This window comes from Streptomyces sp. NPDC045431 (genome assembly GCF_040646655.1).
In the GTDB taxonomy this organism is placed as follows: Bacteria; Actinomycetota; Actinomycetes; order Streptomycetales; family Streptomycetaceae; genus Streptomyces.
This window is the reverse complement of sequence record NZ_JBEZAQ010000003.1, coordinates 338,846-352,219: the sequence shown is the minus strand read 5'-3', so window position 1 is coordinate 352,219 and position 13,374 is coordinate 338,846. Positions and strand designations below refer to the sequence as shown.

The following is a 13,374-nucleotide window of genomic DNA, read 5'->3' as shown; positions in this document are numbered from 1 at the left end:
TGGCATCGAACGTCACTCGGTCGGCGAGGACCGCCCGTACCTACAGCCGGGCGGGTCGAGACGACACGACACAGTCCGCCGTACGGCCAGGGAAGGAAGGCACCCGCGTCGGCGATGCCGGGGCTCGCGGAGCCACCTCAGCGGCAGGCCGACGGTTAGGGAACAGCCCTTACGGTGTGGTTCAAGTTCGGTGAGCGGACGGGGGACTCATGGCGGCGCTGGCTTTCAGTTGGACGCTTCAGGGCGCCGGATGGGCGCTTGTTTCAGCCGCGGATGATCATGCCGACGTTGACGTCATCGCCTCATATTCGGCTGGCACGGACGCGGCTGCCCACTTTCTGTACACGCTTGCGCGCCTGACCCTCACGGACACTCAGGCCGAAGTCGCGTTCGATGCCGAGCGGAAGGTCTACAGGTGGTTCTTCCGCCGCGATGGCTCCGCGGTCGACATCTGGGTCGTGGCCGCTGATGACCATCAGGCGCCGGCCGAGTCGGGGGGCGTCCTGTGGTCCAGTCGTCAGTCGCTCGACACGCTGTCTCGCACAGTCATCCGCGCATTCGACCGAGTCGCGTACGACTGGGGTGAAGACGGCTATCAGCTGGAATGGCGCCGCCCCTTTCCGCGCAACGAACTCGAAGGGCTGCGGACCGCATGGCGTGGGCTGCGAGCAGGCATGCAAGGTGTCAAGGACCGCGGCCCTCACTGACTGTCTGGCCAGAGTGGAGAGACTGTACGCGAGCCGCCGACCACCACGGTTTCGACCTATATCGCCCAGGTCTCGAAAATCCCCGACCGCCTCCCGGCGAAGAGCACCACCCAAGCGGGGACCAGCAAGGCGATGCCGATGCCGCCCAGCACATACGGGGCCGCTGGTGTCCCTTTCGGGGGAAGGCCATCGGCTCGACGCTTGCGCGCAGTAGTGGACCGCCGGATAAAGAAAGCCGCACTCAGCATGAGCAGAAACACGCCGGCAACCTGCAACGTCATCAAGCCGCATTGGACAAGGAAAAGCAGCAGGTACGACCCGTGCAGGCGTCGCACGCCCGCGGCGTCACCCCTCGCAGCGCAGCTTCATCTGCCCCGCCCCATGGTGCGCCCCCACCAGGGAGGCGTCGCCCCAGTCGCGGCCCCGGTCCGTCAGCAGCACCGTGAAGGTCGAGGAGCGGACCTCGTACGTGCCGACCTCGACCAGCGTGCCCCGGTGGCGCGGTTGGTGGATGCCGAAGGCGGCGTACGCGGAGGACGGGTCGTCGTCCGGGTTCGTGAGGATGCGGTAGATCGTCGGGTTGCCCGCGACATCGATGTCACGTGGGCCGTCGGGGATGAACACCGCCAGGGCGCAGCGCTCGTAGGAGGTGCCGACCGGCCAGGTCCAGGTGACGGTGGAGGGGCCGTCGCGGTCGGGGTCGCCCGACATGGGGAGGGCGGTGAAGCGGCCGTCGCAGGAGTCGTCGCGGTGGCCGCCGGACGGGACCGTGTACCAGGCGGCGTCGCCGTTCTCGAAGCGGCCGTGTTCGCGGTAGTCGGTGTCGGTCGTGCAGCCGGGGCCCGCCCACGCCGTGTACGTCGGCACGCCGGTGGGGGCTATGCGGGACGGGAGGCTGCGTTCGGGCGGGGTGAACCCGTCGTTCCGCGGGGCCTCGGCGGCCGGGTCGCAGGCTGCGAGGCAGCAGGCCGCCGCCGCGACAACAACCGCCGCCCGTATGGTGCGTTCGCTTGCCATAGCCGATCACTATGAAGCGTCACCCACGGTAACGGGAGAGTCAGCGCAGTTCTTCCGGGCACGGAGTGCCGCGCGGGAAGAGCTTGTACGGGGCCGCCAGGCGGTAGACGCCCGGCTTCGGCGCGAGGAGCTCCGTCCACTCGTCGCCCTCGGCGTCCTCCTCCGCCTTCAGCAGGCAGCCGGCGGTGTTCTCGTACGACTTCACGCCGTCGTCCCGCAGTTTCGACGCCTCCGTCTCCTGCGGCGGCTCGACCTTCTTCCCCTCCTCGTCCAGGAGCGCGAGCCAGGGCGAGTACGGCACCCGGATCAGCACCCGCCCCTCCGACGTCACCCGGATCGTCACCTCTCCGGCGCCCGCCCGCTCCACCCTCGCCGGTGGATCGGCCAGCGGCGTGGGGTCCTCGACCGCGAACAGCCGCCAGTTGTCGTCCGCCCACACCTGCTTCAGGTACGGCTGCCCGTCCCGCACCAGTTTCGCCTCCTGCTCGGCGCCGGTGTCCGGCTCGCCCTTGGGCAGCACCACGTAGTGCACGGCCCAGCGGTGCAGCCAGTCCCGGTAGGTGACGGAGTTGAGCGTGTCGTCGTAGAAGACCGGGTTGCGCTCCATGTCCGCCTGCCGGTTCCAGCCGCGCGCGAGGTTGATGTACGGCGTGAGGGCGGACGCCTCCCGGTGGCTGCGCGCCGGTACGACCTCGACGCGCGCCTTCTCCGCGCCCCGCACCTGCAACTGGTTGATCAGCGGCGCCGCCTCCCGCGCCCACGCCGCGTCCGGAGCCGTACGGACCACGTCGTCCACGCTCTTGAAGCCGATCCAGCCGTTGAGGCCGATGAACGCCAGGACGACCGCGTACCACCGGACCGTGCGCGGCGCCGTGTACGGCAGGGCCGCCAGCAGCACCACGCCCGCGAACAGCATGGGCAGCCGCGAGACGTTCGACCCGATCTGCGAGTCGATGAGCCAGGTGAGGAGCGTGCCCAGCGCGTACACCGCCGCGCCCGTGCGGACCGTGCGCCAGTCGCGCGGTACGAGGACGCAGACCAGCACCCCGAAGAGGAACGGCAGCGTCGTCGACGCGAACGACATCGGCTGCGTACCGGAGAAGGGGAACAGCCAGGAGGAGAGCGCGACGACCGCGACCGGCGCGAGGCCGAGCGCGTACGCTCCCGGGCGCCGTTTGTTGAGGAACAGCGCCGCGGCCGCCACCCCGAGGAAGAGCCCGGCCACCGGGCTGGCGGCGGTCGCGAGTCCGGCGAGCGGCGCGGCGACCGCCGCCTTCGCCCAGCGCTTGTAGCGCCAGCGGTACGGCCAGCAGAAGACCGCCGCCACCGCGCCGAGCGCGAACATCATGCCGAGGCCGAAGGTCACCCGGCCCGACAGCGCGTTGCACAACAGCGCGAACACGGCGGCGAGCGCGCACGCCAGTGGATTGCGCACCGCCCGCACCCGCACCAGGATCAGCGCCGTGAGCGCGGCCGACGCGGTGCCGGCCGCCATCATCGTCGTCCGTACGCCGAGCACCGACATCAGGTACGGCGAGACCACGCTGTACGAGACCGGGTGCATGCCGCCGTACCAGGCGAGGTTGTACGCCGAGTCGGGGTGGCGCCCGACGAACTCGGCCCACGCGTCCTGGGCCGCCAGATCGCCGCCGCTGTTCGCGAAGAGCAGGAACCAGACGATGTGGGTGAGCGCGGCGAGGGCCGTCGCGAGGGCGACGGGGTGGCGGCGGAGGCGGTGCGCGAGGCGGTGCGCGAGACGTGCGCCGCCGGTGCCGTCGCCCGCAGGCACCCTGTCACGCGGTCCGGTGGGGCCGTCTCGGCGGGGGGCGTCCCGGCCGGTCGGGGCGTCGCCCGCCTCCGCGCGCGTCGGCTCAGTGGTGGTCACCGCGGCTCTCTCCGTCTGCACCCCGGGCCCCGGCCCGGGCATCGCCCACACGATACCGAGGCACATGTCCTCGGACGGCCCCCTGCCCCGTACGCGTGCGCGTACGGGGCAGGGTGCGCACCTCAGCCGAGCCGGACCAGCTTGTCGTCGAAGCCCGGCTCCACCAGGTCCCGCTCGAGCGCCACCGGGACGGCGACCTTGCCCGTGCCCTCGCCGACGGAGAGCTCACCGACCACGGTGCCCTCCTTCGCCGAGTGCGGGAGCGGGGCGTCGCCACGCACCAGCTTCAGGTCCACCTTCAGGCCCGGCCAGCCGACCGGCTTCAGGTCCTTGGTGGCGACGACCGGCGTACGGCCACCGAGGCCGTCGTCGACGTGACCGACCACGTCGCCCTTCTTGACGATGGTGGCCGAGGTGATGCCGTCCTGAGCGGTCTGGATCAGCTTGAGGCTGAGCTTGATCGACTCCTGGAGCTTCTGGTCCGGGGTGGAGCCCTTCTGCACGCCCATCACGGCGCCCACGATCCGGCGCAGCTCGCCGTCGACCTCCGCGTTGGCCGCCCAGAGGAGGTTGCCGCCCGCCGGGGTGGAGGAGCCGGTCTTGATGCCGCTCACGCCCGGCTCCAGCAGGATGTTGTTGTTGTTCTCCATCCGGCCGACTGTGCCGGGGACGGTGGCGTTGGGCGAGTTCACGATCTCCCGGAACACGTCGTTCTCCATCGCCGCCTTGCCCAGCTTGATCTGGTCGACGGCCGTGGAGACGGTGGTGCGGTCCAGGCCGCTGGGGTCCGTGTAGTGGGTGTTCGTCATGCCGAGTTCCTTGGCGGCGGCGTTCATCTTCTTGACGAACTCCTCCTGCGAGGAATCCCAGCGCGCGAGCTGGCGGGCGATGTTGTTCGCGGACGGGATCATGAGCATCTGAAGCATCTGCTTCTGCGTGTACTCGTCACCCTCCTTGACGTGCACCCGCGACTCGTCCTCGTTGCTGCTCTCCCGCGCCGCGATCGCGTCCACCTTGATCTTCGGGCCGGTCTGCTTGCCCGTGATCGGGTGCTCCTTGAGGATCACGTACGCCGTCATCGTCTTCGCGACGCTGGCGATGGGCCCGGGCTTGTTCGCGCCGTAGGTGCCGATCATGCCGACACCGTCGACCTCGACGGCACCCTGGCCCTCGCCGGGCCACGGCATCGTGAGCTGTCCGCCCTCGAAGGTGTACGTGGCCGGGGCGGCGAGCGTGAGGGTGGGCGCGGGCAGCGGGCGTACGGCCTGCACGATCGCAAAGACGATCAGCAGGAGCGCGACCAGCGGCGTCCAGATCTTCACGCGCCGGATGAGCGTGCGCACCGGGGTCGGCGGCGGGGGCGGCGTGTTCGTCAGCTCCGCGAGCAGGTCCAGCGGCGGGCGGGGCGGGAGGGGCTGCTGCTTGGTCCGCTCGGCCTCGGTGAGGGCGGCGGGAGCGGCGGCCGACGCCGACACCGGCGCCGCAACCTTCGGCTTGTCCTGCTTGTCCTGCTTGTCCTGCTGCTTCGGTGCGGGCTTCGGCGCGGACGTGGCCGGCGCGCCCGGCTCCTTCATGTCGGGTCGCAACGGTACGAACTTGCTGGTCCGCTCGGCCGCCGCCTCGGGAGCGGCGGGCGCGGGCGCGGGCGCGGAGCCGGACTTGGGCGCGACCGCCTTCAGCGCGGTGGTCGGCTGATCCACGGCCTTGCGCGGGACCGCCTTGAAGACGGCGGTGGGCTGGTCGACGGGAGCGGGCGCGGAGTCGTCAACCGCCTCGTCCCCCTCGTCCTTCTTGTCCTTCTCGGCGGGGGCGGGGGCGGGAACGCTCTTCTTCGCAACTGCAGCGTCGGCGGCGGCAGCGGAAGCGGCAACAGCAGCAGCAGCGGTTTCCGCACCCTTGTCGCCCTCGTCGCCCGTGTCGGAGTCGTCGGACTCGTCGGGCTCGTCGGCGTCGGCTTCGTCGGCGGCGTCCTCCGCCTCGGCCTCTTCCTGCTCCCCGTCCGAGGTGGAACCTTCCGCCCCGTCGCCCTCGGCGTCCGCGTCCGCATCGGCGTCACGCGACACCCACGCCTCCACCGCGGCCTTCAGCCGGGCGTCACCGGAAGCCTCGGACTCCTTGGCCTCGTCGGACTCCTTGGCCCCCTCGGCCTCCACGGGCTCCTTCGAGGCGTCGTCCGAGCCGTCGTCCGAGCCGTCATCCGCAGCATCGTCCGGGCGCGGAACCGTCGCCGCGCGCGGGAGCGTCTTGAAGACCGCTGTCGGCTGGTCGACGACCGTCCCGTCGCCGCGCATCTGCACCCTCGGGTCGCGTGCGCCCGACGCCGTCTCCCCCGACGGCTTCCGCTGCTCCGACTTGTCGGGGGACTCGCCCGCCACCGTGCCTCCTTCAAAAACGCCGTGTCCGAACCATGTACCAGTGTCCTGTGTGAGCGCTTGGCCCCCGTGCAAGACGAGAACGACATACCTACTGGTTCCCGTACGAAGCACCCAGGCGCTCTCGACAGACCAATGTGAGAGGGGTCACCCTGTCATTCATCCACGCGGGGAGGCATGGATGGGCAGGAGCCGCAGAACACTTCCGGAGGAGCTTCTGCTGCTCGCTCTGGACCCGGCCACGGGTACCACAGCGCAGCCGCAGTCGCTCGACCTCGGTCTCGCCGGAGCTCAGCTAGTGGAGCTGGCTCTGGCGGGACGGATAGCCCCTGACGGGGATCGTATCGCCGTGGTGATGCCACGGCCGACCGGAGATCCGACCCTGGACTCCGCGCTCGAGTTGCTGCGCAGGCGCGGCAGCCCGGTGCGCGCCGTCCACTGGATCGGCGGGCCCCGACTGGGGCTCCGCCAGACGTATCTCTCGCATCTGGAACGGTGCGGCATGGTGCATGCCGTCGAGGGCCAGATGTGCGGGGTGCTGCCGACGACGCGCTATCAGGCGACGGAGACGGCGATCAGCCGGGAGATCAGGGCCCGGCTGGACAGCGCGATCCGCACCGGTGTGCCGCCGGACCCGCGGACCGCGGCGCTTGCCGCGCTGGCCCATGCGGTCGGGCTCGGCAAGCACCTGTACCCGGGCAACGAAGGACGCTCGTCCCGTTCCCGGCTGCGGGATCTGATCAGGCACGACCCCATGGGCGGACTCGTGGCGCACGCCGTGATGGACGTCCAGAACGGCGCGGGCGCGCAGCCCCGCCGTAACGGCACCCCCGCGGCGGGGGGCCCCACCCGGCAGACGCCGGGCGGTGGTGTCCCGTTGCAGCCGCGGTCGCGCGCCACCGGGTCCATGGCCCGCGTCGTGAGCGCGTAGCAGCACGCACCCGCAGCACGCAGCACGCAGCACGCAGCACGAACTCGAAGAGCCCGTTCGGGAGCCGCACAAAAGCGCGCGGGACAGTCCTCGGTGACCGTCCCGCGCGCTCGCGCTCGCCGTACGTCTGGCCATTTTCCAGCGAGACCGGCGCTTTGGTGGCAGTCTGCTGAGACGTAGATACGCAGAGCTACGCCAAGTCACAGCTAGGCAGCCGGAGGTGCAGTTTCCGTGGCGTCCAACGTCAACCCCACCGTCAGGCGACGCAGATTGGGCCAGGAGCTGCGGCGACTGCGTGAGCTCAAGGGCATGACGGCGGAGGAGGTGGCGGAACGGCTGCTGGTCTCGCAGTCGAAGATCAGCCGCCTCGAGAACGGCCGCCGTTCCATCAGCCAGCGCGACGTCCGCGACCTGTGCGGGGTGTACGAGGTCGAGGACCACCGCATCGTGGACTCGCTGATGCAAATGGCCAAGGACTCGCGCCAGCAGGGCTGGTGGCACGCCTTCGGCGACATCCCGTACAGCGTGTACATCGGCCTGGAGACCGACGCCGCCTCCCTGCGCGTGTACGAACCGCAGGTCGTACCGGGCCTGCTGCAGACGCGGCGGTACGCGGAGGCGCTGATCACCGGCGCGCTGCCGGAAAGTTCGCCGGCCGACATCGAGAAGCGCGTCAACGTCCGCGCCCGCCGCCAGGACCGCATCAAGGACGCCGACCAGCCGCTGCGCCTGTGGGCGGTGATCGACGAGGCGGCGCTGCGCCGCGTGGTCGGCGACAAGCAGCTGATGATCGAGCAGCTGGAGCACCTCGTCGAGCAGTCGCAGCAGCCCCACGTCACCGTGCAGGTGCTGCCGTTCGACATGGGCGCGCACCCGGGCATCAGCGGGCACTACGCGATCCTGGAGTTCCCGGACGCCTCGGACTCGTCCGTCGTCTACATCGAGGGCGTCACCAGTGACCTCTACCTGGAGAAGCCGAACGACGTGCAGCGGTACAGCGTGATGTACGAGCACCTGCGCGCCCAGGCCCTGAACGCCGACCAGACGCGGCAGTTCATCACCGACGTGATGAAGGACTACGCACGCTGATGTACAGGGGCCCCTACAAGAAGGCCGGCAAGGTACACCCCTGTCGGCCTTCAAGGGAAGCCTCCATGGAATATGCCATCCAGTCGAGTGAATGACGGGCCCGCGCTCCGGGGCCGACGAGTAGCGTCGATCACGCCAGCACGACCGACTCGCGACCCATCGCGGTCAGAAACCGGAGCGAAGAAGATGGCAATTATTCAGGGCGCCACGGACACCTGGACGAAGTCCTCGTACTCGGGTGGCAACGGCGCGTGCGTCGAGGTGAAGTCCCCGGTGGTCCAGGAGATCGCGGTCCGGGACTCGAAGGTCCCGTCCGGCCCGTCGATCACCTTCGTACCGGAGTCGTGGAACGCGTTCGTGAGGGAAGTGGGCACGGGCACGCTCTGAGCGGCCCCCTCGCCGTACCGCACCACCGCGTCACGGCACCACCGCGTCACCGCGTCACCGTATTCAGGCGTCACCGCATCACCGCATCACCGCATCACCGCATCACCGCATGAGCCCTCTCGACTGGCCCGCCGTCCCGGCCGAGGGGGCTCGGTCATGTCCGCACCCGGCACTCCCCCTCCCGCCGAAGTGACCGCGGAGGACCCGCATCCCCCGCCGATGAAGCGCCCCCACATCGTGGGACCACTCTCGCGATCACAACAACGGCCCACCGGGTCAAGAGCGAGTAAAATCGTCCGCCTTGCTGACTGGTGTTCACACTCATGACCCGGAACCTCTTGACCCTCCAGGCGAACAAACGGTTCAATCCCCCAAGTCCCCGCTCCCGCACGGGGTTTCCCGCTGATCGGCGACCGACCGGCGAAGCGCCTCGACGTTCACGATGCGGACCCCTGGAGGGGACACATGAACAGTCTGGACTGGGCCGTACTCATCGGCTACTTCGGCGTGATGGTCGCGATCGGCCTGTGGTCCCACAAACGCGTGGACGACGTCGGCGACTTCTTCACCGCCGGCGGCAAGATGCCGTGGTGGCTGTCGGGCATCTCGCACCACATGTCCGGCTACAGCGCGGTGATGTTCACCGGGTACGCGGGCATCGCGTACACCTACGGCGTCACCTCGTACGTCACCTGGTCCTTCCCCATCGCGATCGGCATCGCCGTCGGCGCCCACCTCTTCGCGCCCCGCCTCAACCGCCTGCGCTCCCGGCTCGGGGTCGCGTCGCCCCTCGAGTACCTCAAGAACCGCTACGACCTGCCCACGCAGCAGGCCCTCGCCTGGTCAGGGGTGCTGCTGAAGATCGTGGACGTGGGCGCGAAGTGGGCGGCGATCGCGACGCTGCTCTCCGTCTTCACCGGGATCTCCCTCAACCAGGGCATCCTCATCACCGGCGTCATCACCGGCGTCTACTGCACGGTCGGCGGGCTGTGGGCCGACGCCCTCACCGAACTGGGCCAGTTCATCATCCAGTTCTTCGCCGGCATCGCCATGCTCGTCGCCGTCATGGCGGAGCTCGGCGGCTTCAGCGCGCTGTGGACCGTGTGGGACCGGCCCGAGCTCCAGGGGCACACGGCCCCGACCGCCGGGCCGTACACGCTGACGTTCCTCCTCGCGTACCTCTTCATCAAGACCTTCGAGTACAGCGGTGGCATGTGGAACCAGGCCCAGCGCTACATGGCCACGCCCACCGCCCGCGAGGCCACCCGCTCGGGGCGGCTGTCGGCCGTGCTGTGGCTGGTCTGGCCGCTGGTCCTCTTCTTCCCGATGTGGGTCGCGCCGCTGCTGGTCACGCCCCAGAAGCCGGACGCGTCGGACGCGTACGCGCTGATGACCGCGCAGCTGCTGCCGCACGGGCTGCTCGGGCTGGTGATCGTCGGCTTCTTCTCGCACACGATGGCCATGTGCTCCTCGGACGCCAACGCCATCGCCGCCGTCTTCACCCGCGACATCGCGCCCGCCCTGTCGAAGACGGCGCGCGGCTGGACGCACCGGGCCGGGCTGCTCGCGGCGCGCTGGTCGACGATCGCGTTCCTCGCGCTGTCGATGGCGGTGGCCACGCAGGTCAACTCCCCCACGTTCCAGGACATCATCACGGTCGTCATCAAGTGGGTGGCCGGTCTGATGGGGCCGATCGCGATCCCGTTCATGCTGGGCCTGCTGCGCGCCTTCCGCCGGTCCGGGCCGACGGCGGCGCTGGTGTCGTGGGCGGCGGGCCTGTTCGCCTTCTGGCTGACGAACTACGGGCTCGACTCCATCGAGCTCCAGATCCAGATCGTCTCGCCGCTCGCGACCTCACTCGTGCTGTACGTCCTCATCGGCTTCCTCAAGCCGGAGGACACCCCGGAGCGGGACCGGGTGCTCGACCGACTCCACTCCGACGACGGCAGCCCCGCCCCGACCGCGGCGCGTCAGCCCCTCGGGTAGCGGGCCAGCCAGCCCGGCGACGACACCCCCGGACCGTGCAGGGCCGGGCCCTGGGTCATCTCCATGGCGAAGTCGTCCGCCATCTCCAGGAGCGTCGGCCGCCCTTCCAGCTCGGCCAGCCAGGTCGGCGGCAGGGCGGTCTCGCCGTGCAGGGCGCCCAGCAGCGCGCCGGTCAGCGACCCGGTGGCCTCGGACGGGCCGTCGTGGTTCACGGCGAGCCGCAGCCCGTGCCGTACGTCCTCGCTGACCAGGGCGCAGTACACGGCGATGGCCAGGGCGTCCTCGGCGTGCTCGCCGTCGGTGTCGCCGAGCGACGCGATCCTCGCCGGGCCGGGGATGCCCTGCCGTACGGCGCCGAGGGCGTGCTTCAGCGCCTCGGTGACCGGCTCGTGGCCGGGGCGGGGCGCGAGCTGGACCATCGCCCGCTGCACGGACCCGTCGAGGGTCTCGCCGCGCGCGAGGCCGTGCACGATGACGGCGAACGCCCCGGCGGCCAGGTACGCGGCGGGATGCCCGTGCGTCTGCGCCGCGCACTCGACGGCCAGCTGGCACACCAGCTGCGGCTCCCAGCCGACCAGCAGCCCGAACGGCGCCGAGCGCACGACGGCCCCCGCGTCCCGGGCGCCGGGGTTCTTCGGCCGGTCGAGCGTGCCGAGGACCTCGTCGGCGAGCCCGGTGAGCGTCGCCCGCGCCGGGTCCCGGCGCGCGTACAGCCACTCCTCGCAGGCGAGCCAGCCGTTGTCCTTGCGCCGCTCGTCCGGGCCCCAGTCGCGCTGCGTCGCCGCCCATCGCAGATAGGCGCGGTGCACGTCGGACGGCGGGTGCCAGGCGCCGGTGTCGCGGCGCACCTGGGCCCGTATGAGCCCGTCGACGGTGAACAGCGTGAGCTGCGTGACCGATGTGACGGCACCGCGCCGCCCGTAGGCGGGTGCCAGATCGGTGAGCCCGTCCGCCCCGTGGGCCGCGCGGATCGCCTCCACGGACAGCGTGGAGACCCCGGCCCCGAGGGCGTCACCGATGGCCGCCCCCAGCAGGCACCCCCGCACCCGGGCCCGGAAGTCCTGCTGCTCGGCCCGGCCCCAGACAGCCGTGGCTGCTGCACACACCTCGCGCCCCTTCCGTCCCTGTCGCCTGCGTCGTCACCTGCGTCCGGCGCGCAGCACTGTAATCGAACGGATGCCGGACGGCCGAGGTGCGCGCGTCACGTGGCCGTTTCACCCCCGGAACCCCCGGACAGGATGCGCTCCCGCTGCTCCCCCGCCCACGTGTAGCCGGGCTCCAGGACCAGCGCGTCGTCGAGGTCGCGCAGGGCGTCGGCGCGGCGGCCGATCGCCTCGTACGCCAGGGCCCGGCTGCCGAGCGCCCACGCGTACGCGGGATCGAGCCGCAGAGCGCGCGTGTACGCGGTGACCGCCTCCTCGTGGCGGCCCTGCGCGCGCAGGACCTCCCCGCGCTCGCCCAGCACCCACGGGTCGGCCGGCGAGACGCGCTCCGCCCGGTCGAGGTCGGCCAGGGCGCCGGTGAGGTCACCCGACTCCCGCAGGGTCTGGGCGCGCCGCACCAACGCCCAGGGGTAGTCGGGCTTGATGGCCAGCGCGAGGTTCAAGTCCTCCAGCGCCTCGGCCGTCCGCCCCAGCGCCCGGTTGGCCTGCGCCCGGCTCGCTCTTGCCCAGACGTACCCCGGGTCCAGCGCGAGGACCCGGTCGAAGTCCGCGATCGCCTCGGCGTACCGGCCGGCCTGCCGGTACGTCTCCCCCCGGTGGGCCAGGGTGCGGGCACCATGCGGGGCCAGCTCGACCGCGCGGTCGTGCTCCCGCAGGGCATCCTCGTACCGGCCCAGCTTCCGGTGGACGAGCGCCCGGCCGGAAACCGGCCGGGGAGAGGACGGGTCCAGGACCGAGGCCCGGTCGAAGTCCGCCATGGCCTCGTCGTAGCGCTGTCGCGCGCGAAGGGCGTGTCCCCGGACGACCAGTGCGCGGGCCCGGTCGGTGTCGTCCACCTCCGGCCGAGCGAGCAGGAGGGTCAGCACCGGAACCAGGCCGAGGTGTGGGTCGGCCAGTGCCGCCAGGCATGCATCCGCCCAGCGGCGCAGGGCCTCGTCGCCCCCGTCCTCACCTGCCTCGGTCAGTGTCCGGGCCCAGCGGCGGGCGACCAGCGGCCCCGCGTCACACGCGGCGATCCCGTCGCGCAGGGCCCTGGACACCGCGGCGCCGCCCGCCCCCGCGCACAGCCGGTGGTACAACTCCTCCAGCCGCAGGGACCGCCAGTCCTCGTGCTCCCAGAACTCCCGGGCGTCGAGTGCCTCGACCGCCACGGCCGCCCGCTCGGCGAAGGCATCCGCCAGGCGCGTGTGGGCCTCGCGCCAGCGGCGCGGCGAGGTCGTCCGCTGGAGCCGCAGCATAGGGGCGCGTATGACGTCGTGGTAGCGGGCGCTGCCGTCGTGTTCGGAGACGAACGGCAAGGTACGCAACCAGCCGTACAGGGCCGGATCGCCGTCCGCCGCCGCGACGAACACGTCCTCGTCGAGCCGGCGCGGCAGCGCGCAGGCCAGCGCGACGGCCCGGCGCTCGGGGTCGTGCTCCCACTTGAGGAAGCGGTCCACGGCCGTCGCACCCGCCGCGTCCGGTTCGCCGGGGTTCTCGGCCAGGGTGGACACCAGGACCGGAAGACCGCCCGACAGGCGCAGGACGTCCTGGACGACCGGTTCGTCGACGATGCCCCTGCCCGACAGCAGCCGCCGCGTCTCGGACTCGGTGAACGGCGCCAGCGGCATGTCCTCGACGAGAGCGGTCCAGTCCGCCCAGCACGCCGGGTCGAGGCGCGGCTGCCCGGCCAGCGTGACGACCAGGTTCGCGGGCGGGTCCCCGTACCGGCCGCGCAGGGCGAGGTCGCGTAACCACCTGTCGAGGAAGGGTCCAGTGCTTTCGTACGCATCGAAGAACAGGGCCAGCCAGGGCACCTCGGCGGCCACCCGGTCCAGTTCGCCCACCAGCACCGGGG

Annotated in this window: 10 protein-coding genes; 5 read left to right on the top strand and 5 right to left on the bottom strand. The window is 71.3% G+C overall.

Annotated features, from left to right (window positions below):
* The first annotated feature begins 209 nt into the window (after positions 1–209).
* Positions 210–707 (top strand): hypothetical protein, encoded by a 498-nt coding sequence (locus tag AB0A69_RS10180; protein ID WP_361417865.1) that lies wholly within the window; start codon positions 210–212, stop codon positions 705–707.
* Positions 708–1,052: 345 nt separating this feature from the next.
* Here the strand turns inward: AB0A69_RS10180 and AB0A69_RS10175 are convergent, their stop codons facing one another.
* The 3 genes from AB0A69_RS10175 to AB0A69_RS10165 form a co-directional block, all read right to left on the bottom strand.
* Positions 1,053–1,724, bottom strand: coding sequence for an adhesin (locus AB0A69_RS10175; RefSeq protein ID WP_361417862.1), 672 nt, complete (start codon positions 1,722–1,724; stop codon positions 1,053–1,055).
* 40 nt (positions 1,725–1,764) lie between these two features.
* Positions 1,765–3,609 carry an MFS transporter gene (locus tag AB0A69_RS10170; RefSeq protein ID WP_361417859.1) on the bottom strand — a complete coding sequence of 615 codons (1,845 nt, stop codon included), beginning with the start codon at positions 3,607–3,609 and terminating at the stop codon, positions 1,765–1,767.
* A 122-nt stretch (positions 3,610–3,731) separates the two neighbouring features.
* The gene (locus tag AB0A69_RS10165; RefSeq protein WP_361417856.1) at positions 3,732–5,984 is read right to left on the bottom strand and encodes a D-alanyl-D-alanine carboxypeptidase; all 2,253 of its coding nucleotides are present in this window, start codon (positions 5,982–5,984) and stop codon (positions 3,732–3,734) included.
* Positions 5,985–6,162: 178 nt separating this feature from the next.
* Here AB0A69_RS10165 and AB0A69_RS10160 point away from each other — a divergent pair, with 178 nt between their 5' ends.
* The 4 genes from AB0A69_RS10160 to AB0A69_RS10145 all read left to right on the top strand — a co-directional run bounded on the left by AB0A69_RS10160 (position 6,163) and on the right by AB0A69_RS10145 (position 10,374).
* Positions 6,163–6,912 (top strand): GPP34 family phosphoprotein, encoded by a 750-nt coding sequence (locus tag AB0A69_RS10160; protein WP_361417853.1) that lies wholly within the window; start codon positions 6,163–6,165, stop codon positions 6,910–6,912.
* Positions 6,913–7,143: 231 nt separating this feature from the next.
* A complete protein-coding gene (locus AB0A69_RS10155; protein WP_361417849.1) occupies positions 7,144–8,001 on the top strand; it encodes a helix-turn-helix transcriptional regulator in 858 nt (285 codons plus the stop codon).
* A 186-nt stretch (positions 8,002–8,187) separates the two neighbouring features.
* Positions 8,188–8,388, top strand: coding sequence for a DUF397 domain-containing protein (locus AB0A69_RS10150; protein ID WP_361417846.1), 201 nt, complete (start codon positions 8,188–8,190; stop codon positions 8,386–8,388).
* A 465-nt stretch (positions 8,389–8,853) separates the two neighbouring features.
* Entirely contained in the window at positions 8,854–10,374 is a 1,521-nt protein-coding gene (locus AB0A69_RS10145; protein ID WP_361417843.1) for a sodium:solute symporter family protein, read from the top strand.
* On the opposite strand, the gene AB0A69_RS10140 is transcribed toward AB0A69_RS10145, so the two are convergent.
* Positions 10,359–11,480, bottom strand: coding sequence for an ADP-ribosylglycohydrolase family protein (locus tag AB0A69_RS10140; protein ID WP_361417840.1), 1,122 nt, complete (start codon positions 11,478–11,480; stop codon positions 10,359–10,361). The two genes, AB0A69_RS10145 and AB0A69_RS10140, sit on opposite strands and share 16 nt — an antisense overlap.
* A gap of 95 nt (positions 11,481–11,575) precedes the next feature.
* The gene (locus AB0A69_RS10135) at positions 11,576–13,369 is read right to left on the bottom strand and encodes a tetratricopeptide repeat protein (protein WP_361417837.1); all 1,794 of its coding nucleotides are present in this window, start codon (positions 13,367–13,369) and stop codon (positions 11,576–11,578) included.
* Between the last annotated feature and the right edge of the window lie 5 nt (positions 13,370–13,374).

What these genes read in the sequence shown, in the direction of transcription:
- AB0A69_RS10175 (WP_361417862.1), bottom strand. Translation starts at nt 1,724, where the DNA reads ATGGCAAGCGAACGCACCATACGGGCGGCGGTTGTTGTCGCGGCGGCG.
- AB0A69_RS10180 (WP_361417865.1), top strand. Translation starts at nt 210, where the DNA reads ATGGCGGCGCTGGCTTTCAGTTGGACGCTTCAGGGCGCCGGATGGGCG.
- AB0A69_RS10150 (WP_361417846.1), top strand. Translation starts at nt 8,188, where the DNA reads ATGGCAATTATTCAGGGCGCCACGGACACCTGGACGAAGTCCTCGTAC.
- AB0A69_RS10160 (WP_361417853.1), top strand. Translation starts at nt 6,163, where the DNA reads ATGGGCAGGAGCCGCAGAACACTTCCGGAGGAGCTTCTGCTGCTCGCT.
- AB0A69_RS10145 (WP_361417843.1), top strand. Translation starts at nt 8,854, where the DNA reads ATGAACAGTCTGGACTGGGCCGTACTCATCGGCTACTTCGGCGTGATG.